The organism is Marichromatium sp. AB32, assembly GCF_003718675.1.
In the GTDB taxonomy this organism is placed as follows: Bacteria; Pseudomonadota; Gammaproteobacteria; order Chromatiales; family Chromatiaceae; genus Marichromatium; species Marichromatium gracile.
In genome coordinates, this window is the sequence record NZ_RHFJ01000045.1 from 1 (window position 1) to 25,274 (window position 25,274).

The window sequence follows — 25,274 nt, forward strand, 5'->3', positions numbered from 1 at the left end:
ATCTCATCAAGCAGATCGCCGCCGGCGACCTCAGCCACGAGATCGCCATCGACGGGCGCGACGAGCTCGCCGCGCTCGGTCACGACGGCGAGCGCATGCGCCGTCATCTCCACGGTCTCGTCGGCGAGGTCGAGCAGGATGCGCGCGCCGTCGACGAGGCCGCGCGCGAGATCGCCGGCGCCGTCGAGGGCCAGGCGGCGACCTCCAGCGAGATGTCGGCCTCGATCGCCGAGATCACCTCGACCATGGAGGAGCTGTCGGCCTCCTCGACCCAGATCGCCGAGTACTCCGGCTCGGTGGCCGAGATCGCCAAGCGCACCTACGACGACAGCCTGCAGGGGGCCGAGTCGATGCAGCAGCTGGCCGCGCAGATGGAGGAGATCCGTCGCGACAACCAGCACGCGCTCGCCGAGATCGTCGCCCTCGGGCACAAGTCCAAGGAGATCTCCAAGGTCATGGAGATCATCGACACCGTCGCCGATCAGACCAAGCTGATCGCCTTCAACGCCGCGCTCGAGGCCTCCTCGGCGGGCGAGGCGGGCAAGCGCTTCGGCGTGGTCGCCGCCGAGATCCGCCGCCTGGCCGACTCGGTCACCGACTCGACCAGCGAGATCAGCAACAAGGTCATCGAGATCCAGGACGCCATCAACCGTCTGGTGATCAACTCCGAGAAAGGCTCCCAGGGCATCGCCGAGGGTCTCGAAGCCTCCTCGCGCAGCTCCGAGATCCTCCGCTCGCTGGTCGAGGCCGCCGGCGAGACCACCAGCTCGGCGCAACAGATCAGCCTCTCGACCCAGCAGCAGAAGACCGCCAGCAACCAGGTGGTGGTGGCGCTGCGCGAGATCGTCACCGCCAGCGCCGACACCGCCCAGTCGGTGCAGCGCATCGCCCAGGTCGCCCAGCAGATGACCCAGCTCTCGACCAATCTCGGCCAGCGCGTCGACCGCTTCGAGCTCGGCGCCGCCCCCGCCGCCGACACCCGGGATCCGGCATGAGCGCGTCCCGTCCGATCCGCGTGCTGGTGGTCGACGACAGCCCGCTGGCGCGCGCGCTGATCCGCACCCAGATCGAGGCCGCCGCCGGTCTCGAGGTCTGCGCCGAGACCGGCAATGGCCGCGAGGCGCTGCGTCTGACCCAGGAGCTCGCGCCCGACATCATCACCATGGACCTGCAGATGCCGGGGATGGGCGGGCTCGAGACCATCGCCGAGATCATGTCGACGCGCGCCACCCCGATCCTGGTGGTCTCGGACCTGGCCGACGCGGACAACGCCATGGCGGCGGTGGCCTACGGCGCGCTCGATGCCCTCTCCAAGGAGGCGCTCGGCGACGCGTCGCGCCTGGCGCAGCGGCTGCGCACCCTCGCCGGGGTACCGGTGATCCGCCACATCCGTCGCCCCCAGGCCCCCGCCGCCCTCGCCCCGACGGCCCCCGAGCCGCACCGTCACCGCGCCCGGGTGGTGGCCATCGCCGCCTCGACCGGCGGTCCCCACGCGCTCGCCCAGATCCTCGCCGCGCTGCCGCCCGACTTCCCCGCGCCGCTGCTCATCGCCCAGCACATCGCCGACGGCTTCGCCCAGGCGATGGCCGCCTGGCTCGACGGGCTCTGTCCGCTGCCGGTGGCCGTCGCCGAGCCCGGCGAGGCGCTGCGCCCGGGCCGGGTCCACATCGCCGACCCCGGCCAGCACCTCGGCGTCGACCACGAGCAGCGCATCCAGCTCTCGCCGCGCGCCGCCGGCGACATCTATCGCCCGAGCTGCGATCATCTGCTCGAGTCGGTGGCGGCGCACTACGGCGCGCGCGCCGTCGGCGTGATCCTCACCGGGATGGGGCGCGACGGCGCACGCGGGCTGCTGGCGATGCGCCGCGCCGGGGCCCCGACCATCGCCCAGGACGAGGCCAGCTCGGTGATCTTCGGCATGAACCGCGAGGCGATCGTCGCCGGCGCCGCCGCCGAGGTCCTCACCCTGGCCGAGATCCCGCCGCGCCTGTGCGCCCTGACCGGCGCCGTCGCGCCCGCCCCGTCGTGAACGATCTCTCCCCGCTGCGCACGCTCATCAAGGAGCGGATCGGGCTGCACTTCGACGCCGCCTCCGAGACGACGCTGCGCGAGGCGCTGGCGCGTCGCATCGCCCACACCGCGAGCGACGGCCCCGCGGCCTATCTGGCCCGGCTGCGCGCCGACGAGACCGAACTCATGGCGCTCGGCAGCCTGCTGACGATCAACGAGACCTACTTCTATCGCGAGGCGCAGCACCTCGAGCTGCTCACCGATCACCTCATCCCGACGCTGCGCGCGCGCGACCGCGCGCCCCCGGAGACGCCGATCCGCATCCTCTCGGCCGGCTGTTCGAGCGGCGAGGAGCCCTACTCGATCGCCATCGCCCTCGAGCAGCGTCTCGGCGCCGAGGCCGCCGCCGCGGTGCGCATCAGCGCCGGCGACCTCGACCCCGAGGTGCTCGAGCGCGCCCGCGCCGGGCGCTACGGCACCTTCACCTTCCGCGCCCTCGACCCGGCACTGCGCGCACGTCACTTCACCCGGCTCGACAACGGCCAGCACCAGCTCGCCGCCGCCATCCGCGCGCGCGTCGACTTCCTCGCGCTCAACCTGCTCGCCCGCGACTACCCGCCGGGGCTGCAGGGACAGGACGTGATCTTCTACCGCAACGTCTCGATCTATTTCGATCCGCCGACCCGCGCCCAGGTGCTCGCGCAGCTGGCGCGGCTGCTCAACCCCGGCGGCTTCCTCATCGTCGGCGTCGCCGAGACCCTCGCCAACGACATCGGACTGCTGCGCCAGCACGTCCATCGCGGCATCTTCTATTTCAGCAACGACCCGCTCGCGCCGCCCGCGCGCGCCCTCGCCCCGTCCCGCCCGGTGCGCCGCCCGCCGCCACCGCTCGACCCGGCGCGCTGCTATACCGAGGCGCTGGCGCTGGCGCGCGCCGAGCGCTACACCGAGGCGCTGACCCGGTTGGCCATGATCCCGCTCGAACGCCGCTCGGTGGCGGCACTGGAGCTGCGCGCGCTGCTCGAGTTCGAGACCGGGGCGATCGCCGCGGCGCAGGCGAGCTGCGAACAGGCCCTGGCCAGCGATCCCTGGTCGCTCGAGGCGCTGCTCGTCAGCGCGCGCTGCGCCCGGCGCCAGGGCCGCACGCAGGCGGCGAGCACGCAACTGGCCCGCGTCATCTATGTCCAGCCCGAGTGCTGGCGGGCGCACTATCAGCTCGCCGAGCTGCATCGCGACGAGGGCGCCGCCGCGCCCGCCGCGCGCGAGTACCGCATCGCCCGCAACCTGCTCACCGCCGAGCCGCCGCCCGGCGCGCCGCGCCCACTGCTGCCGAGCGCGCTGTCGCGGCGCGACCTGCGGTTGATCTGCGAGCGCCACCTGGCGCGGCTCGCCGCCCAGGGCGCGGACTGAGACGGACGCCACGGGCATGGCCATCGACCTGCAACGCTTCCTGCAACGCTTCGTCACCGAGTCGCACGGCCATCTCGGCGAGCTCGAGGCCCAGCTCTCGGCGATGGCGCGCGACGAGCCGCTCGGACGCGACGACCTCGACGCCGCCTTCCGCGCCGCCCACACCATCAAGGGCTCGGCGCGGATGCTCAAGCTGGGGGTGATCGCCGAGATCGCACACGCCCTCGAGGACGTGCTCGGGGCGCTGCGCGAGGCGCGCCTGGCGCCCTCGCCGGAGCTGGCCGCGACCCTGCTCGAATGCCACGACGCCATCGGCGACCTGGTGGCCGCCGCCACCACCCCCGAGCGGCTGCCCGCACACCCCGACCCGGCGCTGCTCGCGCGGCTGCTCGAGCACGCCGCGCCCACCGCCGCGGCGGCGCAGACGCATGCCGCACCCGCCCCCGAGCCGACGCCCGCCGCGGCGCCACCACCCGGCGATGCGCGCACGCCGCCGCGACTCGACCTGCGCCCGACCGAGACGGTGCGCGTCGGACTCGACAAGCTCGATGGGCTGATCCGCTTGATGGGCGAGCTGATCGCCACCCAGGGGCGCTATCGCCAGCGCCTGCTCGAGGCCCGCGCGCTCGACGTCGAGCTTGCTCGACTGCTCGAGGACCACCCGGCACTGGCCGAGCACGTCGCCGGCCGACAGCGCTTCACCCGCGCGCTGCGCGATCTGGTGCAGGAGCAGGAGCGGCTCACCAGCGAGCTCGGCGATTGCGCCCTGGGGCTGCGCATGCTGCCGCTGGCAACCCTGTTCGAGCCGATCGCGCGGATCGCCCGCGAGCAGGGCCGGGCGCTCGGCAAGCAGGTCGACTGTCACGCCAGCGGCGGCGAGATCGAGCTCGACCGTCATATCGTCGAGCGTCTCGGCGATGCCCTGGTGCACCTGCTCAGCAACGCCGTCGATCACGGTATCGAGTCGCCCGAGGCGCGCCGTGGCGCCGGCAAGCCCGCGCTCGGACGCATCGAGATCAGCGCGCGCAAGGACGGCGCCGGGGTGGCCATCGGCATCCGCGACGACGGGCGCGGACTCGATCGCGCGCGCATCCTCGAGCGCGCGGTGCGCCAGGGGCTGGTCGAGCCGGAGCAGGCCGCCGCCCTGGAGCCGACGCAGGTCGCCGAGCTGATCTTCCGCCCCGGCTTCAGCACCAGCGAGCTGGTCACCGAGGTCTCGGGGCGCGGGGTGGGCATGGACGTGGTCAGGCGCACCGTGGTCGAGGAGCTGCACGGCACCATCGCCGTCACCGACACGCCCGGCCAGGGCACCCGGCTGACGCTCAAGGTGCCGCTGTCGCTGGCGCTGATGCGGGTGCTGCTGTTCGAGGCCGGCGGTCGCGTCTTCGCGCTCACCGCGCAGCACGTCGAGCGGCTGATCCGGGTCGCGCTCGACACCACCCTGCAGGTCGCCGGACAGCCGACGCTGACGCTCGACGGCACCTGTCTGCCGCTCATCACCCTGAGCGCGCTGCTGGGGCTCGAGCGCGAGACCGGCGCGCCCTCACCGCCGGCGCCGCTGATCATCGTCATCGGCACCGCGCGCGCCAAGCTCGGGCTGATCGTCGATCGTCTGGTCGACGAGCGCGACATGGTGATCAAGCCGCTGCCGGCGCACATGCGCGCGCTCGCCCCGGTCGGCGAGCTGGTCGGCGGTTTCGTCACCACCGGCGACGAGACCCTGGTGAGCGTGCTCCAGGCCCCGGCGCTGCTCGCCGCCGCGCGGCTCGAGGCCGACGCACCGGCGCGCGACGCGACCACCGCGCCGGCCTCGGCACACCACGTACTGGTGGTCGACGACTCGCTCAACACCCGCGAGATCGAGCGCGACCTGCTCGAGTCCAGCGGCTATCGCGTCACCCTCGCCGAGGACGGGCTCGAGGCGCTCGACAAGGCGCAGCGACAGCGCTTCGACGCGGTCGTCAGCGATGTCGAGATGCCGGGGCTCGACGGCTTTTCCCTGACCGCCCGGCTGCGCGAGAATAGCGACTATCGCACCACCCCGATCGTCATCGTCACCTCGCGCGCCGACGAGGCCGACCGACGCCGCGGCATCGAGGTCGGCGCCAACGCCTATATCGTCAAGGGCGACTTCGCCCAGTCGAGCCTGGTCGACACCCTGCGAGGATTGATCGGATGAGCCTCGCGCGCCATCCACCATAAGAACTATCGAGGACGCCACCACATGCACATCCTGATCGTCGACGACGACACCCTCACCGGCGAACTCACCGCCGCCATCCTCGAGCAGGCCGGACACCGCTGCGAGATCGTCGCGCACGGTCTCGCCGCGCTCGAGCGCATCGCGGCCGCCACCAGCCCCTTCGACTGCGTGATCTCGGATCTGCACATGCCGCTGCTCGATGGCTTGGAACTCGAGGGCGAGATCCGTAAATTAGGCGTATCGATCCCCTTCATCCTGCTCAGCGGCGACGACCTGCGCGCGACCTCGGATCAACGCCCCGGCATCAGCGCCCACCTCTGCAAGGACGAGACCCTGGAAGAGGCCCTGCTGCAGGCAGTCGCCCGGCTGTGATTACCGCCGCCGCAACGCAGCAGCCCGCGACCACGCGCATGACGCAGCAGCAATCAGCAGACCTCCAGACGCGCAAGGCGCGACTGCGTGCCTCCTTCATCACCCAGCTGCCGAAGCGGCTCGGCGAGCTGCGCGAGCGCGTCTCGCGGCTCGATCCCGCACAGCCCCCGGACCGGCTCAACCTGCAGGAGATCCACCGACTCTTTCACACCCTCAAGGGCTCGGGGGCGACCTTCGGCTTCCCCGAGGTGATGGCCGCCGCGCGCGACGCCGAGCAGCACCTCAGCCAGGTGCTCGACGGCTACGAGGCGCTCGGCGAGGAGCTGCTCGACACCCTATCCCACCAGCTCGACGCGCTCGAACACCTCGAGATCGATCGCGGCCCCTGCCTGCCCCAGGAGCCGCCGGCCCAGGTCGCGCTGCCGGCGCGACGCAGCGGTCGCGACATCACCACCAGTCGCGGCGAGCACTCCATCTATGTCTGCGACGACGACCCCGAGGTGGTCGCCGAGCTGGCGATGCAGCTCGGCTGCTTCGGCTACCGGGTGACCGCCTTCACCTCGCTGGCCAGGCTCCACCGGGCGGTCGCCGAGACGCCGCCGGCGGCGGTGATCCTCGACGTGGTCTTCCCCGAGGGGATCAACGCCGGACCCGAGGCGCTCGCCGAGATCAATCGGCTCACCGGACAGCCGGTGCCGACCATCTTCATCTCCAACCGCGAGGACTTCGGCGCCCGGCTGCACGCCGTGCAGGCCGGCGGCAGCGCCTACTGCACCAAGCCGGTGAAGACGGTGGAGATGGTCGAGATCCTCGATCTGATCACCGACACCACCCCGGTCGAACCCTTCCATATCCTCATCGTCGACGACGACCCCGACCTGGCGCAGTACCATGCGCTGATCCTCGAGGCCGCGGGCATGGTCACCCGGGTGCTCAACAATCCGGCGCTGGTGCTCCAGCAGCTCGAGACCTTCCAGGCCGACCTGATGCTGGTCGATCTCTACATGCCGCTGTGCTCGGGACCCGAGCTTGCCCAGGTGCTGCGCCAGGTGCCGGCGCACGTCGGCCTGCCGATCATCTACATCTCCTCCGAGACCGACGCCGAGCGCCAGTTCCGCGCGCTCGCCGCCGGCGCCGACGGCTTCCTCACCAAGCCGATCGCGCCCAAGCGGCTGGTCGCCGAGATCCGGCTGCGTGCCGAGCGCATGCGCACCCTGCGCTCGCTGATGGTGCGCGACAGCCTCACCGGGCTGTTCAACCACAACACCATCCTCCAGCTCCTCGAGATCGCGGTGGCCGCGGCGCTGCGCGGCAACACCCCGTTGAGCTTTGCGATGATCGATATCGACCACTTCAAGCAGGTCAACGACAGCCACGGCCACAACGTCGGCGATCAGGTACTGATGGCCCTCGGGCGCACCCTGCGCCTGCGCATGCGCGACTCCGACGTGGTCGGACGCTATGGCGGCGAGGAGTTCGCCGTGGTGATGATCGGCGCCAGCGCCGAGCGCGCGATGCAGGTGCTCGACGCGCTGCGCCAGAGCTTCGCTGCGGTGACCTTCGCCGGCGAGGGCGGCCAGCAGTTCCACAGCACCTTCAGCGCCGGGCTCGCCGCCTTCCCCGACTTCACCGACCCCACCACCCTGCAGGAGGCCGCCGACCGCGCCCTCTACCAGGCCAAGCGGCACGGGCGCAATCGCATCGAGTGCGCCACCGTCGCCACGGAGCCGCGACCGTGACCCAGGACGACGATCCGCTCGGCGTGCTGCTCGCCGCCCGCCCCGGGGAGGACGATCCGGCGCCGGAGAGCGAGTCGCAGGACCTGGTCAAGCTGGTGGTGTTCGCGCTCGGCGAGCAGCGCTTCGCCCTGCCCGGCGCACGCATCGCCGAGATCCTGCCGTTGGTGCCGATCCACCCGGTGCCCGGCTGCCCGCCGGCGCTCGAGGGGGTGATCTCGGTGCGCGGCGAGATCACCTCGGTGCTCTGTCTCGCCACCCTGCTCGGGCGTCCCACCCCGGCACCGGCCACGCGCGGGGCGATCCTGCTCGCCGGCACACGTGAGATCACCAGCGGACTGCGGGTCGAGCGCGTGGTCGATGTCGTCGACATCGCCGGGCACGACATCCTCGAACCACCGCCGACACTGCCCTCGATGCTCGCTCGGGTGACCACCGGGGTGTTCACCGCCAAGGGACGGACGGTGGCGGTGCTCGATCTCGAGCGCTTGTTCATCGACTTCATGAAGGAGTCGGCCTAAGCGCATGGAAAACCAAAAAACGCAGAGCACGACTACGCCCCTGGGGATCGATCTGTTATCGTTTCATGCCAATCGGCTGGGCTTTGCCCTGGAGCGCCGTCGGGTGATCGCCCTGGAGCCGGCCGACAGCACCCGCGCGCCCCATATCGCCGAGCTGCTGCGACTGTCCTCGACGACGGACGAGCGCCCCGCGCAACACCAGCGCCAGCTGCTCCTCGCCCACCCCGCGGGAGCGCTCCGGGTCCGCGTCGACGAACCGATATCGCTCGACCGAGTACAGGCCGGCGACCTGCATCCGCTGCCGCCGCTGCTGGCGGCCCGCAGCCGATTGCCGTGGCTGCGGGCGCTGGCCTGGAAGAACACACCGGTGATGGTGCTCGACCCCTGGCACGACGCCGGCTGGACGGATCATTGGGGCCGAGACGACCGGTAACAGGGAAGGACCGCGACACCATCGTCGCCACGCCCGAGCGGGCAGCGGAGGAAGCAACAGAGATGGCGCTACTGCTCCTGGGGCGAAGCCGCCCCGAGGCCGTCGAAACACGCGAACCCAGGCACCACGAGGCCTCACGGAGAGGGTGGCGCTGCCGCCGTGCCCGCACGCGCCAGGCCCCAACCGCGCGGAGACCCGGATGACGCCCAAGGACGCCACCACCAGTCACGGCCAGTTGCGCGAGCGCGCCCGCCAGATCCTGCGCGATGGCCGCCTCACCCCGGCGTTGATCGAACTCGATCAGGGCGGACTCGGGCTCGAGCAGCTCCTCGAGGAGCTGCATATCTATCATGCCGAACTCGAACTCCAGCAGCAGGCACTGCACGAGAGCCAGCACCTCAACGAGATCGCGCGCACCCGCTTCATGCGCTTTTACTACGAGCTGCCCATCCCGGTGCTGCAGGTCTCCGAGGACGGGCGCATCGGCGATCACAACGGCGCGGCCTCGCACCTGCTCAAGCTCGATCGTCGGCTGTTCACGCTGCTCGCCCACTCCAGACACCAGCCCTTCCTGCAGAGCGCGCTGCAGCGGGCGCTGCGCGAGGGCAAGGCCAGCTGCAGCGAGATCGCGCTGCGCGGCCGCGAGACCTGCCCGTTGCTCGCCGACCTGGTGCTGATCCGGCTGCCGATCCCCGAGAGCGACCGTTTCGAGTGCGTCTGCTGCATCATCGACCAGACCGAACGGATCGCCCAGCGCGATGCGCTGATCAGCGCCAACACCCGGCTGGCGGTCGCCGCCGAGGTCGTCGACGCCAGCACCACGGTAGCCTTTCGCTGGCGCCCCGAACCCGGCTGGCCGATCAGTTATGCCTCGCACAACGTGTGCCGCTGGGGCTATCCGCTCGAACGCATGCAGAGCGGCGAGCTGCAGTTCATCGAACTGGTCCACCCCGAGGACCGCGCCCGGGTCGATCAGGGCTTCAGCGACTATCTCAGCGCCACCGAGGCGGCCTTCAACCTGATCTATCGGGTGATCTGGGCCGACGGCTCGGTGCACTGGGTCGAGGAGGACACCAGCGTGGCGCGCGGCGCCGATGGGCAGGTGCTCTACTTCCAAGGCCTGGTGACCGACGTCACCGAACGCGAGCAGACCCAGCGCGCGCTACGCCGCCAGCTCCGTCTCCAGGGACTGCTCACCGAACTCTCGACGCTGTTCACCGAATCCCGCCACGACCAGCCCGACGCCTGCACGCTCGCCCAGGCGCTCGATCGTGTCGGACATTTCTTCGAGGTCGACCGCTGTCTGCTCTCGCACCTCGAGGACGCCCCCGAGGGCGGCACCCGCGCACGCTGCCTCCAGCAGTGGCGCAGCTCCGGCATCGCCGCCGCAGCGCAGTACCATCCCACGCCACTGCCCGCCGGCTTCGTTCCCGAACACCAGGCACGGCGCCCGGTCAGCCTGCCCGCGCGCGAACACCAGGCGCTCGGGGTCGAATTCGAGCGCCAGCTGCTCGAGCACCGCGGCATCCGCGCGCTGCTCGTCGCGCCGCTGCTCGACACCGACCAGCGCCCGGCGTTGCTCGAACTCGAGTGTCTCGCGCACCGGGTCTGGACCAACGACGAGGCGCAGACGCTCCAGCTCGTCGCCGAGACCCTCTCCAACCTGCGCGTGCGCCAGCACGCCCAGCGCGAGCTGTGCGCCAGCGAGACCCGTTATCGTCAGGTCACCTCGGTGGTGACGGACGTCGCCTACTCGGTGCTGCGCGCAGCGGACGACACCCCCTCGCTCGAGTGGATCACCGAGTCGATCACCACGCTCAGCGGCTACAGCGTCGAGGAGGTCCGCGCCCACGGCACCTGGCGCTTCCTGGTGATCGAGGACGACCAGGAGCTGTTCGTCTCGCGCATCCTCGAGCTGCCCATCGGCGCCAGCTCCACCTGCGAGCTGCGGCTGCGCCATCGCGACGGTACGCTGCGCTGGGTGCGCGCCACCACCGAGTGCTGCGCCGATCCGGCACAACCCGGCACGCGCCGTCACTACGGCGGACTGATCAATATCAGCGACGAGAAGCAGCTGGCCTTCGTCTCGCACTACGACCCGCTCACCGGCCTGCCCAACCGCGCACTGATGCGCCAGCGCATCGAGCAGGCGCTGCAGATCGCCACCAAACGACGGCTGGGGGTCGCGCTGCTCTCGCTCGATCTCGACAACCTCAAGCAGGTCAACGACTCGCTCGGCCACCGCCTCGGCGATCAGGTGCTGCGCGAGGTCGCCCAGCGGTTGCTCGGGGTGCTCGGCAGCGACGACACCCTCGCGCGCTTCGGCGGCGACAACTTCATCTGGCTGGCCACCCGCAATCGCTCGGTGCAGGCCTCGGGAGAGCTTGCCGAGCGCATCCAGCAGGCACTGACCATGCCCTTCGTCATCGACGGGCACTCGCTGCTGATCAGCGCCTCGATCGGCATCGCCCTGCACCCCGATGACGCGCGCAGCACCGATGCGCTGATCAGCCACGCCGACGCCGCACTGCACACCGCCAAGGCCGAGGGACGCGGCGCCTACCGCTTCTTCACCCCGGCGCTCAACGAGCAGATGCACCAGCAGTTCCAGCTCGAACAGGATCTGCGTCACGGGCTCGAGCGCGAGCAGCTCTCGCTGCACTTCCAGCCCAGGGTCGACATGCGCACCGGGCGCATCCTCAGTCTCGAGGCGCTGGTGCGCTGGAACCATCCGCACCACGGCTGGATCCCGCCGGGACGCTTCATCCCGGTGGCCGAGGCGACCGGACTGATCCTGCAGATCGGTCCGCTGGTGCTGCGCCAGGCCTGCGGCCAGCTCGCACGCTGGCGCGAGGCGGGGATCGCGCCGGTGCCGATGGCGGTCAACCTCTCGGCCAACGAGCTCTACCAGGAGGCGCTCATCGAGTCCATCGACGGCATCGTCGACGCGTTCGCCATCCCGCCCGAGCTGCTCGAGTTCGAGATCACCGAGAGCGCCACCATGCGTTCGATCGACCGCGCCGTCGACATCCTCGCCGGGTTGCGCGAGCGTGGTTTCTCGATTGCGATCGACGACTTCGGCACCGGCTACGCCTCGCTCAACTATCTCAACCGCCTGCCGGTCAACGCGTTGAAGATCGACCGCTCCTTCCTCGCCGACATCGGCGCCGAGAGCGCCCGTCACGATCAGGCCGCGGCCATCGTCAAGGCGATCATCGGGCTCGGCAACAGTCTCGGTCTCGAGGGCATCGCCGAGGGCGTGGAGACCCGGCTGCAGCGCGACTTCCTGCTCCAGCACGGCTGTCACATCGCCCAGGGCTATCTCTACAGCCGCCCCCTGCCGGGCGCGAAGATCGAGCCGCTGTTGCAAGCCGGTCGTATCGCCCTGCCGACGCAAGCGGGGCTCGAGGACTGAACCAGCAACGACGAGGCCGCGACCAGATGGCCACGGCCTCGTCATCGGGTTCGGGAGAAGCGCCGCCCACGCGGCGGGCGGCGACGGGACGGGTCAGAGCAGCACGCGGTCGATCACGTGCACCACGCCGTTACGCGCGGCGATCGACTGCGAGACGGTGGCCTCGCCGACCTTGATCATCCCCGGCACGCTGATCGCGACGCGCTCGCCCGAGAGCGTCGGCGCGCTCTCGAGTTGCATCAGCTCGGTCGGACTCAGCCGCCCCGGCACCACGTGCGCGGCGATCACCTGATTGAGCCGCTCCTTGTCCGAGAGCAGCGCCTCGAGCTGATCGGCGGGGATGCGCGAGAAGGCCTCGTTGCTCGGCGCGAACACCGTGTAGGGACCACCCTCGGAGAACATCGCCTCGGCGCCGGCAGCCTCGATCGCCGCCTGCAGTTTGGTGAACACCCCGGAGCCCTCGGTGATGTCGGTGATCGACTTGTTCGAGGCATAGGACGGGCTGCGCAGACTGTCGTAATGGGCGAAACGATCGGTCGGGGTGGCGTTCTCCAGGCCGGCGCGGGCACGCTCCAAGGTCTCCTCGTCGGCGACCTTGCTGCCGATCGACAGCGCCGCCAGTGGGCCCACCGCGGCGGCGAGCACCAGGATGGCGGTCAGCGGGCTGATGGAGGTCACATTGTCGTTGCTCATGGCGCGAATCCTCTGGGCATGACTGAAAGAAACAGGATGGTCAGGCACAAGCCGTCGGCCTCCGTGCCGGGACGATACGGCTAATTTCCTACCTTCGCACTCAAGTATTAGTGCACTTCCAGAAAAGGCAAGCAAAACCCGATTCATTCCGCGGGTTCGTCGTGCGCCATACCAATCCGGCGCGACTTGCCCCAGAATGGAGGGGCATCGACCACACCATCACCATGGGAGCCCGTTGATCATCATGCCCGCCCTGCCCCTTCGACTCGTCCTCTGCCTGCTCCTCGTCCTCGCCCCGGCGCTCGCCTCCGCCACCGAGCAGACCTACCGCCAGCAGGAGATTCTCGACAGCATCGAGACCTTCTTCGGCGACGGCGCCGAGAACCTCGGCACCGTGGTGCGCAAGGTCTTTCGCGAACAGGGCGAGCCCAACGGCTACATCACCGGCGAGGAGGTCGGCGCCGCGCTCGGCATCGGCGTGCGCTACGGCAAGGGACGGCTGTACATGAAAGACGGCTACACCCGTCCGGTCTACTGGCAGGGACCCTCGATCGGTCTCGACGTCGGCGCCAACGCCGCCAAGGTGTTCGTGCTGATCTATCGGCTGCCGAACCCCGACGCGCTGTTCCAGCGCTATCCCGGCGCCGAGGGCAGCCTCTACTTCGTCGGCGGGGTCGGGGTGAACTATCTGCAATCGGGCGATACCGTGCTCGCGCCGATCCGTTTCGGCGCCGGCTGGCGCCAGGGGGTGAGCGCCGGCTACATGGACTTCACCCGCAAGGCCCATCTCAACCCCTTCTGAGACCGCGATGCCAAGCGCCGCCCCCCGCACCGTCCAGCCACCCCCGGCGAGCACCGCCGGGACGCCGCTCGACGGGCTGCGCGCGCGGCTCGGGCGCACCCATCTGCGCCAGCGCCTGGGGCTCGAGCGCGATCATGAGGTGTTCGTGCTCAACCGCCCCGGCGCCCACTTCTTCTATCCCGAGAACTGGTACTCGGTGCACGGCGTCATCCGTCACTGTCTGCGCCTCAGCGGGCTCCACGGCCGCGCCCGGCGCAACGCCCGTCGTCACCGCATCGTCGAGCGCGCGCTGGCGCTGCGCGGACTGCCGCCGGCCTTCGCCGGGCTGCGCATCCTCCAGCTCAGCGATCTGCACGTCGACATGGCCGCGGCGAACACCCACGCCATCGCCGCCGCCGTGCGCCGACTCGACTACGACCTCTGCGTGCTCACCGGCGACTACCGCGCCCGCACCTTCGGCCCAATCACCGCGACGGTCGACGGCATGCGCGAGGTCCGCGAGGCGCTCAGCGGGCCGATCTACGCCGTGCTCGGCAACCACGACAGCCTGCGTCTGGTGCCCGAACTCGAGTGCCTGGGCATCCGCTTCCTGCTCAACGAGACCGTCACCCTCGAGCGCGACGGCGCGCGACTGCACCTCGCCGGGGTCGACGACGCCCACTACTACCAGCTCCACAACCTCGACAAGGTCGCCGGTGCGATCCCCGAGGACGAGACCGCGATCCTCCTCTCCCACACCCCCGAGATCTATCGCCAGGCCGCCCACGCCGGCTTCGCCGCGATGCTCAGCGGTCACACCCACGGCGGCCAGATCTGTCTGCCCGGCGGCATCCCGCTGATCTGGGACGCCCGCTGCCCGCGCCGGCTCGCCGCCGGGCCCTGGCGCCACGGCACCCTCGTCGGCTACACCTCGGTCGGTGCCGGCACCTCGGTGGTCAACGCCCGGCTCAACTGCCCGCCCGAGATCACCATCCACGTCCTCCAGCCCGACTGAGCCCCCGGTTCAGCGTCGCCAGCGCCGCCACAACCGGGCGATCAGCGGGGTCAGCGCCAGATCGATCAGGGTGAACCCCGCGACCACCGCCGCCACCGTCGTCCAGCCACCGCCGAGCACCGCCACCGCGAGCAGCGCCGGCAACAGCGCCTCGGCGAACTGATCGAGCCCCGGTCGCGCCGCGCTCGACCGGTCCCCCAGCCGACGCTTGAGAAAGCTCGTCGCCAGATCCCCGGTCATCGCCGCCGCGGCCACCCCCAGCCCGAGCAGGGGCGAGACCCCCAGCGTCCAGGCCACCACGGGCGTGCTCGCCAGCGCCGTCCCCACCCCGCGCCAGGTCTTCGACGGCCCGAGCAGCGCCCGCCCGTCGCGCCAGCGCGCGCCGCCATCGAGCGCCCGACAACCCCGCCGCCCGAACACCAACCGCGCCATCACCGGCGCGCCATTGGCCCAGCTCACCAGCACCAGGATCGACAGCCACTCCATCTCGCCCTCCGCCTCCACCGCCTCTCGACACCCCACCTGGCCCGCGCCGCGCGCCTGCGCCATGATCGCACGTACCGGCGATGGCGCCACGCCCGCCCGGCTTATATGCAAAGGAGCAGTCCCATGGATACGACGACACTCGACCACTACTGGGCCAAGGCCGACACCATCACCGAACACGACTCGCCCTGGCACACCTTCGTTTATCACGCGCTCGACGTCTGCGCGGTCGCCGCCGAGCTGTGGGCGGCCTCGCCCCGCACCCGGGCCGCCTTCGCCACGGCCTTCCCCGCAGAGCCCGACCCGGCGCGCCGCCGCGCCTGGGTGCTCTACTTCATCGCCCTGCACGATCTCGGCAAGCTCCACGCTTGCTTCCAGTGCAAGGCCCCCGACGTCCTCCCCCTGAGCTGGCCGAGGCTCGCCGCGCGCCCGGCCAGCGGCTGCAGCAGGTTCGACCACGGACTCGTCGGCTATGCGCTCGGGCGCAAGCTCGCCCCGACCATGCCGGGCCGCCGACCTCGGGTCTGCCCTCACTGGCGCGGCTGGCTCGGCGCCGTCACCGGCCATCACGGCGAGGTCTTCGACGACGAGCACCCCAGACTCAACGACACCAAGACCCTCCTCGACGGCTACGCCGACCCCGATATCGAGGTCCAGGATCAAGCAGCCCGCCGCGACTGGCTGGCACAAGCGGCCAGCCTCTTTCTCGAACCACAGGGCATCGCCGCGGACGACTCGCCGCCGCCCTGTGATGACAGCGCCCGCGCCCTGCTCGCCGGCTTCTGCAGCCTGTGCGACTGGATCGGCTCGGACAGCGCCCACTTCCCCTATCGCGCACCGAGCGAGCCCGCCGCGGACTATTGGCAATGCCGCCGCCAGTACATCCGCGACACCGGACTCCTGCACCGGCTCGGCCTGCTCGGCGAGTCGCAGCCCTATCCGGGGCTCGCCGCCCTGCTGCGCGACGGCGAGCGCCCGCGCGGCGTACAGACCCTGATCGACGCATCACACGCGTCGCGCCCCGGCCTGACGCTGATCGAAGCCCCGACCGGCAGCGGCAAGACCGAGGCGGCCCTGGCGCTAGCCTGGCAGCTCCTTGCCGCGGGCGAGGCCGAGACCATCGTCTTCGCCCTGCCCACCCAGGCCACCGCCAACGCCATGCTCGGGCGCTGCGTGGACTTCGCCCGTCACGCCTTCGATGACGCCAACCTGGTGCTCGCCCATGGCCACAGAGACCTCAACGCCCGGTTCCGCGCACTCGTCGAGCGCGGCACGCACAGCGCCGCCGACACCCAGCCTCCGGCCAGCGTACAGTGCGCACACTGGCTCGCCAGCAGCCGCAAGCGGGTCTTCCTCGGTCAGCTCGGGGTCTGCACCATCGACCAGGTGCTACTCTCTGTGCTACCGGTGCGGCACAACTTCATCCGCGCCTTCGGTCTGCACCGCGCGGTGCTGATCGTCGACGAGATCCACGCCTACGACGCCTACATGCAGGGGCTGCTCGACGAGGTGCTGCGCCGCCAGCGCGCCACCGGCGGCAGCGCCATCCTGCTCTCGGCAACACTGCCGAGCCGAATCCGCGCGCGCCTGCTCGACACCTGGCGCGACACGCCCGCGACGGCCACGACGACGCCCGCCGTCTATCCCGCGCTGTGGCGCGACGACCGAACGACCCCGCAGAGCCTGCCGACGACCGAGCAGCCCCCTGTCCGCACCGTCGCCCTCGAACTCTGGCGCGACCCCGGGCTACGCCCCGACGCGACGGGGATCGAGGCGCTGATCGAGGCCGCGCGCCAAGGCGCACGGGTCGGAGTGGTGATGAACCTGGTCGACGATGCCCAGTGGCTCGCGCAGCAACTGCGCGATCGGGACGCGGTGCCGGTCGATCTGTTTCACGCCCGGTTGCGCCGGTGCGATCGCCAGGACATCGAGCAGCGGGTGCTCGACCGCTATGGTCGCGACGCCGCCGAAGACGGCGGGCGCATCCTCGTCGCCACCCAGGTGATCGAGCAGAGCCTCGACCTCGACCTCGATTGGCTGATCACCCAACTCTGCCCGGTCGACCTGCTGTTCCAGCGCATCGGTCGCCTGCATCGACACCAGCGCGCCAGACCGACAGGTTTCGAGACCCCTCGATGCAGCGTGCTCGCGCCACCCGAGGGCACCGAAGACTATGGGCTGCATCAACTGATCTACGGCGATGCCCGGCTGCTGTGGCGCACCGAGCGACTGATCCGCGAACAGCACGAGGCACGCTTTCCCGCGGCCTATCGCGACTGGATCGAGACGGTCTATGACGACCGCCCCCAGGACGACGAACCGGACGCCATCTATGCCTGCCACTGTGGCTGGCGCGACGCGCAGCGTGCCGCGAACGACAAGGCGATCCAACTGACACGGCTCAACCAGACCCAATTCCGCGACAACGACGAGCCGGCCCGCGCCCTCACCCGCGACGGCGAACTGGGTGTCGACGTGCTGTTGCTTGATCACACCGGGCACACGCTCGAAGGCGAGCCCCTGCCCGCCACCACCGATCCGGCGTGGGAGGAAGCGCGACTGCTGAACACCTGCCCGGCGCCGAGCAGTTGGAAGAAAACGACGCTGGCCGACTGCCCGTACGACGAGCACGGCCAGGTCCCGCTCCACATGGAGACGATCGGCCCTGGCCGCTGGCGCTGCCCACAAAGCGGGCTGATCTACAACACCCGGCTCGGGCTCTCGCGCCAGCCCCTGGACTGAAGCCACCGCGAAGAACGGGCGCGGGGAGCGCCCGTTACCCCGCCATCCCCGCTGATGCGGGGAACCCATCCGCGCACATCGCGGCTCACACAGTGAAACGCGGATCATCCCTCACAGACGAGGGAACCGGCTCACCATAAACGCTTCGTCGACGACACGACAAACGCAGCGAGCAAGACAGATCCCAAAGTCTCCGCTTTGAGCCTGCATAAAACAGTGAAACGCTTCGTTGACCTTTTAGCACGGGGGGATTACCGTCGCGTCAGAAACGAGATCGAGGACGATGGCCCAAGCACGCCAGGAGATGGCGGCGTCGACACCCAGCGTCCGCGATCGCCCCGGACACTGTCACGGAGAGTTGACGCATGGACCTGCTCCAATCCCCCTGGATCCCGGTACGCGACCACCACGGCACCGGCGACTTCCGTCTCCTCACCTACCGCGAACTCCTCTGCGAGCCGGGCGCGTGGCGGCTGAGCCTGCCGCGCGACGACCTGGAGCTGGCCGCGCTGCAACTGCTGGTGTGCCTGACCCAGGCGTTGTTCACGCCCGAGGACGACGAGGCCCTGTTCGAACAGCTCGACCAACCGCTCGACCCCGCCGCGTTCGAGCGCGCCATTGCCGAGGTCCTCGACTGGTTCCAGCTCGACCACCCGACCCAGCCCTTCATGCAGACCCGAGGGGTCAGCGCCAAGGAGGTCACGCCGATCCAGAAGCTGTTGATCGGGCTGCCCGAGGGCAACAACCACGCCTTCTTCAACGCCCCCGGCGAAGTCCGGGCGCTCAGCGCATCGATCGCGGCCATCGCCCTGTTCCACCAGGCCTCCAACTGTCCCAGCTTCGGCGGCGGCTTCCAGGGCAGCCTGCGCGGCGGGGCGCCGATCACCGTGCTGGTCGATGCCGCCGATCTGCGCCTCCAGGTCTGGTCCAACGTGCTCACCCGGCCGCGGCTACAGCGGCTGCTGCCCGGCTGGCAACCGGACCACGCCCGCGATCGCCCGACCTGGGTCGAGCCGATTGCCGCGCAGTCGACCATCCAGTGGAACCAGATCGGGGTGGTACGCGGGCTGCTCTGGCAACCGGCACACGTCGAGCTGGTCGCGACCGAACCCGGTCCCTGCGACCTGCTCGGCATCGACGCCGGGCCGCGTTATCTCGGCTTCCGCAAGGAGAAGTTCAAGTTCACCGTCGACGGGCTGTGGCCGCACCCGCACGGTGCCGTCGAGACCCGCGCGAAGGCGGGCAAGCTGGAGCAGCGGTTCACCTCCTTCACCACCACCGCACCGGCCTGGACCCGACTGGGCGAGCTGGCGATCGCGCGGCAATCGGCCAAGGGCGAGGGCGCTCGCCCGCCGCTCACCGTCACCCAGTTCGGCGCGCTGGAGGAGGATGCCCCCTTGCGCCTGCTCGTCGGCGGCTATCGCAACAAGCAGGCGTCGGTGCTGGAGCGGCGACACGAACTCATCACCCTGGGCGCCGGATGGAACGCGGTCGACACCCGGCTGCACCAGTTGGTCGAGCTCGGGCTGCGGGCGAAGGGCGCACTACAGAACGCGCTCCGCTTCGCCGCGCAGGGCAAGCAGAAGAAGGGCAGCCACCACAAGGAGCTGCCCGGACTCGGCAACCCCGCCCTGCCCTCGATCGCCGAGCAGCGCTTCTACAGCCGCACCGAGCCAATGATCCTCGACACCCTCGCCGACCCGACCACCTTCACCGACTGGCGCAACGCCCGGCTGCGCTACATCGATCGGCTGGCGCGGGACTGCCGCCCCCTGTTCGCGCAACTCACCGATCCCTATGCCCACAACCCGGCGCTGATCCCGATCATCGCCTGGTCCAGACGCATCCTCGAACGCGACCTCAAGCACCTTCGGGAGGAATGATGGCCAAGGACACCCAATCGCAAGACGACGACCAAATGCAGGACTTCCGCGACCTCCACGCGCGCCACGCCGCCCTGCCCAACGGACTGCAGGCCGAACTGCGCCGGGTCGATCACCCCGACACCCTGCGTGACTGCGCCGGGCTCTACCGGCTGTTCCCGGGCGCGCGGCCCACGGCTCAACAACTGCGACAGGCCTTCCTGCTGCCCTGGTGCAGGGAGGTCGAGAGCGAGCAACCACTCGCCCGACGCTGCGCCGAGCACATCCACGAGCGGCGCATCATCCAGATGGCCCGCGACACCGCGCCACAGGACCTGATCGCCTTCCGCCGGCTGCTGATCCACCTGCACAGTCAGGCCCCGGTCGGCTGGCTGGAGGTCGCCAGACTCGCCCAGTTCTGGGGCGACCGGTGTAAGCGCCGCTTCGTCGAAGACTTCTATCTCAACCTCTATTCGCTCGATCAAGGAGATGCCGCATGAGCCGCCCGAACTTCGTCAACCTCCACGTCCTCATCTCGCACAGCCCATCGTGTCTCAACCGCGACGACATGGGGCAGCAGAAGACGGCCATCTTCGGCGGCAAGACCCGGGTGCGCATCTCCAGCCAGTCGCTCAAGCGCGCCTTCCGCTTCAGCGACACCTACCGCCAGGCGTTCAGCCGCTCGACCCGCACCCGCCGTCTGCTCGACCAGTTGGTCGCCGACCTCGACCCGGATTCTGGCATCGACGCCGCGGCCTTCGAGCAGTGCGCCCTCTATGTCGCCGCGATCTTCGAGGGCAAGACCAAGGAGGCCGAGATCCAGAGGTACGCGCGCGCCAAGAGCGGTCACATCGAGACCCAGATCATCCCCTTCTCCAGCCACGAGATCGAGGCCATCGGCGGCCTGCTGCGCGAGGCCGCCGCGCTGGCGACGGAGAAGGCACGCATCACCCATCTCAAGCAGGCGGTCAAGGAGCTCGAGCAGCGCCTGCGCCACCAGCTCGACCTCGATGTCGCACTCTCCGGGCGGATGGCCAACTCCGAGCTGATCCACGGTGTCGACGGCGCCCTGGCCGTCGCCCACGCCCTCACCACCCACACCGTCGAGCCGCAGGACATCGACTGGTTCACCGCCGTCGACGACCTCACCCAGGACGCCGGCGAGAGCGGCGCCGGGCACCTCAACGTGCAACAGTTCTCGGCGGGCGTCTTCTACCGCTACGCCAGCCTCAACCTGCGCCAACTGCAGTACAACCTCGGCCTGCTCGACACCATCGACGCCCCCGAGACCGCCGCGGGCCGCGCCCGCGCGCTCGCCATCGCCGCCCATGTGCTGCAACTGATGACCACCGTGGTGCCGGAGGCCAAGCAGCAGTCCTTCGCCGCCCACAACATCGCCGACTGCGCCCTGGTCAGCCTCGCCGACCAACCGATCTCGCTGGCCAACGCCTTCGAGACCCCCGTCGCCAAGGATCGCGAGGGCGGCTATCTGCGCCCGTCGATAGAGACCATGCTCGACTACTGGCGGCGACTCAACCGCGCCTATGGACTCAATGAGACGGCGCGCGTCTTCACCCTCGACGCCGCCACCGGCGAGACCCCGCCGCACCTCGACACCCTGCCCGCGCTCCAGACCTGGCTGCGCGAGGACGGCCACAGCTGAGGACACCGCAGATGGCCAGATATCTCATCCTGCGTCTCGACGGCCCGATGCAGTCCTGGGGCACCCACACCTTCGAGGACTACCGCCCGAGCAACGCCTTCCCCACCCGCAGCGCCCTGGTCGGGCTGCTCGGCGCCTGTCTCGGGATCGCGCGTGGTGACGCCGAGCGCATCAGCGCGCTCGCGGCGAGCATCGAGATCAGCGTGCGCGCCGACCGCAAGGCCCAACGCCCCGAGGAGAGCGAGTCGAGCCCCAAGTCGGCAATCCGCGAGCGCGACTACCACACCGTGCTCGATGCCCGGAAGGTCGACGGCTCGACCAACCGCCATCCCATCCAGTCGCACCGCGAGTACCTGTTCGACGCCAGCTTCACCGTCGCCATCGGCGCTCGACCCGATGCCGCGTTCGACCTCGATCGCATCGCCGCCGCGCTGCGCCGACCGCTGTTCACCCCGGTGCTCGGCAGACGTTCTTGCCCGCTCGCCCACCCGCTCGTTACCGACGGTGTGATCGAGGCCGAGGACGCGCTCGCCGCGCTCGAGGGATCTCCACCCACGGGTGGCCCGGTCTACACCGAGCAGCCGCTGGCGCACGGGCGCACCATCCCGATACGCGACGTCCCTCACGATCCGCGCCGGCGTCAGTTCGCCAATCGGGTGGTCTATCTGCACCGACAGGAGGGAGAGGCATGATCCTCAGTCGAGCCGAGATCCCGCCGCGCGCGGCCCCCGATCGCTACGCCATCCACCGCGCACTGTGGCGGCTCTTCCCCGAGCAACCGCACGAACCCCGGAGCGACCCCGAGCAACCCCGGCAGGGCTTTCTGTTCCGGATCGAGCAGCAACAGCCGGGGCAGCCGACCCGGGTGCTGGTGCAGTCGCGCCAACCACCCCAGCCCCACGCGGATCTGCGTCTGATCGCCAGTCGCGCGTTCGACCCCCGACCGAGCGTCGGCCAGCGACTCGCCTTCGTGCTCACCGCCAACCCGGTCAAGACCATCCGCGATGCCCACCATGCCGACAAACCGGGCAAGCGGCGCGACACCTGCCGCGTCCCGCTCACCCGCGAGACCGACCAGCAACAGTGGCTGATCCGCAAGCTCGCCGGTGCCGCCGAGATCGAGCACGCCGTCGTCCAACCACACCCGCCGAGCCATTTCAGACGCAAGCAGCGCGGCGGCAAGATCGCCACCGTCGGCTACGAAGGCATTCTCAGGGTGACCGATCCGGCGGCGCTGGTCGGACTGCTGGAGAACGGCGTCGGCCCGGCCAAGGGGCTCGGCTGCGGACTGCTGCTGGTCCGGCGCGCGCCCAGCGGCATCGACTGAGCGCACCGGCAGACCCAGGGAACAGGCCAACACGCGCACGGAGCACCACATGCTGCCACCACTCGAACCCATCCCGATGAAAGAGCGCATCTCGCTGATCTTCATCGAATACGGCGAGATCGACGTGCTCGACGGCGCCTTCGTCGTCATCGACACCAAGGGCGTGCGGACCCACATCCCGGTCGGCAGCATCGCCTGCATCATGCTCGAACCCGGCACCCGCGTCTCGCACCGGGCGGCGGCGCTCGCCGCCCGGGTCGGGACACTGCTGGTATGGGTCGGCGAGGCCGGGGTCCGACTCTACGCCTCCGGCCAGCCGGGCGGCGCCCGCGCCGATCGCCTGCTCCACCAGGCCCGGCTCGCGCTCGATGACCAGGCGCGATTGCGCGTCGTGCGACGCATGTATGCGCTGCGCTTCGGTGAGGAACCGCCGCAGCGGCGCAGCGTCGACCAGTTGCGCGGGATCGAGGGTATCCGGGTCAAGAAGATCTATGCCGAGCAGGCCAAGAGTTACGGCGTGCGCTGGAAGGGGCGCCGCTACGACCCCAAGGACTGGGACACCAGCGACCTGCCCAACACCTGCCTCTCCTCGGCCACCGCCTGTCTCTACGGCATCACCGAGGCCGCGGTGCTGGCCGCCGGCTATGCCCCGGCGGTCGGCTTCATCCATACCGGCAAACCGCTGTCGTTCGTCTACGATATCGCCGACATCGTCAAGTTCGAGACCGTCGTGCCGGTCGCGTTCCGGATCGCCGCCAAGGCCCCGCAAAACCCCGAGCGCGAGGTCAGGCTGGCCTGCCGCGACGTCTTCCGCCAGACCAAGCTACTCGGCAAGCTGATCCCGATGATCGAGGACGTCCTGGCCGCCGGCGAACTCGCGCCACCACCACCGGCGCCGGAAAACATCCCTCCCGCCATCCCCACCCCGGAAGGACTCGGCGATGCTGGTCATCGTCACTGAGAACGTCCCACCCCGGCTGCGCGGACGGCTGGCGGTGTGGCTACTGGAGATCCGCGCCGGCGTCTATATCGGCACCCCCTCCAAGCGACTGCGCGAGTTCATCTGGGAGCAGCTCCTCGCCGGCGTCGAAGACGGCAACGCGGTCATGGCCTGGAGCACCAACACCGAGTCCGGCTACGACTTCCGCACCATCGGCGAGAACCGGCGCATCCCCGTCGATTTCGACGGACTCAGACTCGTCAGCTTCCTCCCCCCACCCCCATCGGACCCTCCACGATGATCGAAAAACCAACCCCTTCGATAGACCCCGAAAATCTGGTAGATTCAGAGGCGCGTATTTTTCTTCGCTGAATCATGCAAATACGCGAAGAGTGTTCCCCGCGCATGCGGGGATGAACCGGGTTCGAGACTCCGTTGAGTTCGGCGATCCGGCGTGTTCCCCGCGCATGCGGGGATGAACCGATCCCGCGCTTTTATGTCCGTCACGACACCATGTGTTCCCCGCGCATGCGGGGATGAACCGGCGCATACACGGGATAGAACCCACGCCTAGCGGTGTTCCCCGCGCATGCGGGGATGAACCGATAGCTCGCAAGGGCGCGCTCCTCGGCGTCACGTGTTCCCCGCGCATGCGGGGATGAACCGACGACCTGGTCGAGATCTCCCTCGGCTGGGAGGTGTTCCCCGCGCATGCGGGGATGAACCGCCCGTCTATCCGAGGCGCGAACACGCGAAATCGTGTTCCCCGCGCATGCGGGGATGAACCGTCACCCTAATCCTTTCTTAATCCTTTTTTAATGTGTTCCCCGCGCATGCGGGGATGAACCGATGCCCGTGGCCGCGTAACCGATATCCCGCGCGTGTTCCCCGCGCATGCGGGGATGAACCGCGAGGAAAGAGAAAGTGAACACTGAAAACCTGGTGTTCCCCGCGCATGCGGGGATGAACCGATCCTGACGACCAAACGGAAAAACAGCGAATAGTGTTCCCCGCGCATGCGGGGATGAACCGACCGTCTCGCGTGACGACATCCTGGCCGCACTGTGTTCCCCGCGCATGCGGGGATGAACCGTCACCCCGGTCAGTTCCTCACCGCCTACCTGGCGTGTTCCCCGCGCATGCGGGGATGAACCGGGGTAAGCCGCGCCGGTGTCGCCCATCTCGCGCGTGTTCCCCGCGCATGCGGGGATGAACCGCGAAAACTTCGTGCTTGCGCAGCATGACCAGAGTGTTCCCCGCGCATGCGGGGATGAACCACTGGTGTTATGTGCACGACTTCAGCCATCCACGTGTTCCCCGCGCATGCGGGGATGAACCGTCAACTGTGCTTTGGCTTCGCTTTGATGGCCGGTGTTCCCCGCGCATGCGGGGATGAACCGTATCGTCGTTGGATGCGGCAGGGAATAGCGCCGTGTTCCCCGCGCATGCGGGGATGAACCGTCGACCCGCGAGAGACATGGCCGGTCGACCACGTGTTCCCCGCGCATGCGGGGATGAACCGTTTCGCCGAAGCAATGGGCGCCTTGTATCTTGCCACCCCGTGGTGGTTAGCTCCCACCGCGCGAGATTGAGGCAGCTCGATTGCGCCTGAAGGCCTGGACCTTGTCGCTAAGACCAAGCCCTCGATCTCTCTTCTCATGCCAG

Annotated in this window: 21 protein-coding genes and 1 CRISPR repeat array; of the genes, 19 read left to right on the forward strand and 2 right to left on the reverse strand. The window is 69.7% G+C overall.

The features are described 5' to 3' along the window. The 9 genes from EBL85_RS12760 to EBL85_RS12800 all read left to right on the forward strand — a co-directional run. Positions 1 to 995, forward strand: a 995-nt coding sequence (locus EBL85_RS12760; RefSeq protein WP_190288078.1) for a methyl-accepting chemotaxis protein, incomplete at its 5' end; no start/stop codon positions are given. After that, entirely contained in the window at positions 992 to 2,029 is a 1,038-nt protein-coding gene (cheB, locus tag EBL85_RS12765) for a chemotaxis-specific protein-glutamate methyltransferase CheB (RefSeq protein WP_123140976.1), read from the forward strand. The genes EBL85_RS12760 and cheB, both read left to right, overlap by 4 nt. Beyond that, a complete protein-coding gene (locus tag EBL85_RS12770) occupies positions 2,026 to 3,420 on the forward strand; it encodes a protein-glutamate O-methyltransferase CheR (protein ID WP_190288079.1) in 1,395 nt (464 codons plus the stop codon). Before cheB ends, EBL85_RS12770 begins: the two co-directional genes overlap by 4 nt. A 16-nt stretch (positions 3,421 to 3,436) precedes the next feature. Then, positions 3,437 to 5,599: a response regulator gene (locus EBL85_RS12775; protein WP_123143106.1), complete on the forward strand. Its 2,163-nt coding sequence runs from the start codon at positions 3,437 to 3,439 to the stop codon at positions 5,597 to 5,599. A 45-nt stretch (positions 5,600 to 5,644) separates the two neighbouring features. Continuing rightward, positions 5,645 to 5,995: a response regulator gene (locus tag EBL85_RS12780; RefSeq protein ID WP_123140979.1), complete on the forward strand. Its 351-nt coding sequence runs from the start codon at positions 5,645 to 5,647 to the stop codon at positions 5,993 to 5,995. Between the two features lie 38 nt (positions 5,996 to 6,033). Further along, positions 6,034 to 7,734, forward strand: a complete 1,701-nt coding sequence (locus tag EBL85_RS12785) for a diguanylate cyclase (RefSeq protein WP_123140980.1) — start codon at positions 6,034 to 6,036, stop codon at positions 7,732 to 7,734. Next, complete coding sequence (locus tag EBL85_RS12790) at positions 7,731 to 8,252, forward strand: chemotaxis protein CheW (RefSeq protein WP_190288080.1); 522 nt, start codon at positions 7,731 to 7,733, stop codon at positions 8,250 to 8,252. Before EBL85_RS12785 ends, EBL85_RS12790 begins: the two co-directional genes overlap by 4 nt. A 4-nt stretch (positions 8,253 to 8,256) precedes the next feature. Beyond that, positions 8,257 to 8,685, forward strand: coding sequence for a hypothetical protein (locus EBL85_RS12795; protein ID WP_123143108.1), 429 nt, complete (start codon positions 8,257 to 8,259; stop codon positions 8,683 to 8,685). Between the two features lie 199 nt (positions 8,686 to 8,884). Next, positions 8,885 to 12,100 carry an EAL domain-containing protein gene (locus tag EBL85_RS12800; RefSeq protein ID WP_123143109.1) on the forward strand — a complete coding sequence of 1,072 codons (3,216 nt, stop codon included), beginning with the start codon at positions 8,885 to 8,887 and terminating at the stop codon, positions 12,098 to 12,100. Between the two features lie 93 nt (positions 12,101 to 12,193). On the opposite strand, the gene EBL85_RS12805 is transcribed toward EBL85_RS12800, so the two are convergent. Then, positions 12,194 to 12,793, reverse strand: a complete 600-nt coding sequence (locus EBL85_RS12805; protein WP_123143110.1) for a fasciclin domain-containing protein — start codon at positions 12,791 to 12,793, stop codon at positions 12,194 to 12,196. Positions 12,794 to 13,037: 244 nt separating this feature from the next. On the opposite strand from EBL85_RS12805, the gene EBL85_RS12810 reads away from it, so the two are divergent. Then, positions 13,038 to 13,595, forward strand: a complete 558-nt coding sequence (locus EBL85_RS12810) for a DUF1134 domain-containing protein (RefSeq protein WP_223806141.1) — start codon at positions 13,038 to 13,040, stop codon at positions 13,593 to 13,595. A gap of 7 nt (positions 13,596 to 13,602) precedes the next feature. Continuing rightward, positions 13,603 to 14,589 (forward strand): metallophosphoesterase, encoded by a 987-nt coding sequence (locus tag EBL85_RS12815; RefSeq protein ID WP_190288081.1) that lies wholly within the window; start codon positions 13,603 to 13,605, stop codon positions 14,587 to 14,589. 9 nt (positions 14,590 to 14,598) lie between these two features. Here the strand turns inward: EBL85_RS12815 and EBL85_RS12820 are convergent, their stop codons facing one another. Next, entirely contained in the window at positions 14,599 to 15,138 is a 540-nt protein-coding gene (locus tag EBL85_RS12820) for a CDP-archaeol synthase (RefSeq protein WP_223806142.1), read from the reverse strand. Positions 15,139 to 15,198: 60 nt separating this feature from the next. Here EBL85_RS12820 and cas3 point away from each other — a divergent pair, with 60 nt between their 5' ends. The 8 genes from cas3 (at position 15,199) to cas2e (ending at position 23,910) form a co-directional block, all read left to right on the forward strand. Continuing rightward, positions 15,199 to 17,817 carry a CRISPR-associated helicase/endonuclease Cas3 gene (gene cas3 / locus EBL85_RS12825; protein ID WP_190288082.1) on the forward strand — a complete coding sequence of 873 codons (2,619 nt, stop codon included), beginning with the start codon at positions 15,199 to 15,201 and terminating at the stop codon, positions 17,815 to 17,817. A 365-nt stretch (positions 17,818 to 18,182) separates the two neighbouring features. Continuing rightward, complete coding sequence (gene casA, locus EBL85_RS12830) at positions 18,183 to 19,700, forward strand: type I-E CRISPR-associated protein Cse1/CasA (RefSeq protein WP_123143112.1); 1,518 nt, start codon at positions 18,183 to 18,185, stop codon at positions 19,698 to 19,700. A gap of 35 nt (positions 19,701 to 19,735) precedes the next feature. Further along, positions 19,736 to 20,179 (forward strand): CRISPR-associated protein Cse2, encoded by a 444-nt coding sequence (locus EBL85_RS12835; RefSeq protein ID WP_123141024.1) that lies wholly within the window; start codon positions 19,736 to 19,738, stop codon positions 20,177 to 20,179. Beyond that, positions 20,176 to 21,342 (forward strand): type I-E CRISPR-associated protein Cas7/Cse4/CasC, encoded by a 1,167-nt coding sequence (gene cas7e / locus EBL85_RS12840; RefSeq protein WP_123143113.1) that lies wholly within the window; start codon positions 20,176 to 20,178, stop codon positions 21,340 to 21,342. The genes EBL85_RS12835 and cas7e overlap by 4 nt, the downstream gene beginning before the upstream one ends. A gap of 11 nt (positions 21,343 to 21,353) precedes the next feature. Continuing rightward, a complete protein-coding gene (gene cas5e, locus EBL85_RS12845) occupies positions 21,354 to 22,034 on the forward strand; it encodes a type I-E CRISPR-associated protein Cas5/CasD (RefSeq protein WP_123140989.1) in 681 nt (226 codons plus the stop codon). After that, positions 22,031 to 22,669: a type I-E CRISPR-associated protein Cas6/Cse3/CasE gene (gene cas6e / locus EBL85_RS12850; RefSeq protein WP_123140990.1), complete on the forward strand. Its 639-nt coding sequence runs from the start codon at positions 22,031 to 22,033 to the stop codon at positions 22,667 to 22,669. Before cas5e ends, cas6e begins: the two co-directional genes overlap by 4 nt. A gap of 49 nt (positions 22,670 to 22,718) precedes the next feature. Then, positions 22,719 to 23,630 (forward strand): type I-E CRISPR-associated endonuclease Cas1e, encoded by a 912-nt coding sequence (gene cas1e, locus EBL85_RS12855; protein WP_123143114.1) that lies wholly within the window; start codon positions 22,719 to 22,721, stop codon positions 23,628 to 23,630. After that, positions 23,611 to 23,910, forward strand: coding sequence for a type I-E CRISPR-associated endoribonuclease Cas2e (gene cas2e / locus EBL85_RS12860; protein WP_123143115.1), 300 nt, complete (start codon positions 23,611 to 23,613; stop codon positions 23,908 to 23,910). The genes cas1e and cas2e overlap by 20 nt, the downstream gene beginning before the upstream one ends. Before the next feature lie 91 nt (positions 23,911 to 24,001). After that, positions 24,002 to 25,131: a CRISPR direct-repeat array (repeat unit 29 nt; unit sequence GTGTTCCCCGCGCATGCGGGGATGAACCG). Positions 25,132 to 25,274: the final 143 nt, after the last annotated feature.

Excerpts from the sequence above, each read along its gene's own strand:
- cheB (WP_123140976.1), top strand. The coding sequence starts at position 992 with ATGAGCGCGTCCCGTCCGATCCGCGTGCTGGTGGTCGACGACAGCCCG.
- EBL85_RS12775 (WP_123143106.1), top strand. The coding sequence starts at position 3,437 with ATGGCCATCGACCTGCAACGCTTCCTGCAACGCTTCGTCACCGAGTCG.
- EBL85_RS12780 (WP_123140979.1), top strand. The coding sequence starts at position 5,645 with ATGCACATCCTGATCGTCGACGACGACACCCTCACCGGCGAACTCACC.
- EBL85_RS12785 (WP_123140980.1), top strand. The coding sequence starts at position 6,034 with ATGACGCAGCAGCAATCAGCAGACCTCCAGACGCGCAAGGCGCGACTG.
- EBL85_RS12795 (WP_123143108.1), top strand. The coding sequence starts at position 8,257 with ATGGAAAACCAAAAAACGCAGAGCACGACTACGCCCCTGGGGATCGAT.
- EBL85_RS12800 (WP_123143109.1), top strand. The coding sequence starts at position 8,885 with ATGACGCCCAAGGACGCCACCACCAGTCACGGCCAGTTGCGCGAGCGC.
- EBL85_RS12805 (WP_123143110.1), bottom strand. The coding sequence starts at position 12,793 with ATGAGCAACGACAATGTGACCTCCATCAGCCCGCTGACCGCCATCCTG.
- EBL85_RS12810 (WP_223806141.1), top strand. The coding sequence starts at position 13,038 with ATGCCCGCCCTGCCCCTTCGACTCGTCCTCTGCCTGCTCCTCGTCCTC.
- EBL85_RS12815 (WP_190288081.1), top strand. The coding sequence starts at position 13,603 with ATGCCAAGCGCCGCCCCCCGCACCGTCCAGCCACCCCCGGCGAGCACC.
- EBL85_RS12820 (WP_223806142.1), bottom strand. The coding sequence starts at position 15,138 with ATGGCGCAGGCGCGCGGCGCGGGCCAGGTGGGGTGTCGAGAGGCGGTG.
- cas3 (WP_190288082.1), top strand. The coding sequence starts at position 15,199 with ATGGATACGACGACACTCGACCACTACTGGGCCAAGGCCGACACCATC.
- casA (WP_123143112.1), top strand. The coding sequence starts at position 18,183 with ATGGACCTGCTCCAATCCCCCTGGATCCCGGTACGCGACCACCACGGC.
- EBL85_RS12835 (WP_123141024.1), top strand. The coding sequence starts at position 19,736 with ATGCAGGACTTCCGCGACCTCCACGCGCGCCACGCCGCCCTGCCCAAC.
- cas7e (WP_123143113.1), top strand. The coding sequence starts at position 20,176 with ATGAGCCGCCCGAACTTCGTCAACCTCCACGTCCTCATCTCGCACAGC.
- cas5e (WP_123140989.1), top strand. The coding sequence starts at position 21,354 with ATGGCCAGATATCTCATCCTGCGTCTCGACGGCCCGATGCAGTCCTGG.
- cas6e (WP_123140990.1), top strand. The coding sequence starts at position 22,031 with ATGATCCTCAGTCGAGCCGAGATCCCGCCGCGCGCGGCCCCCGATCGC.
- cas1e (WP_123143114.1), top strand. The coding sequence starts at position 22,719 with ATGCTGCCACCACTCGAACCCATCCCGATGAAAGAGCGCATCTCGCTG.
- cas2e (WP_123143115.1), top strand. The coding sequence starts at position 23,611 with ATGCTGGTCATCGTCACTGAGAACGTCCCACCCCGGCTGCGCGGACGG.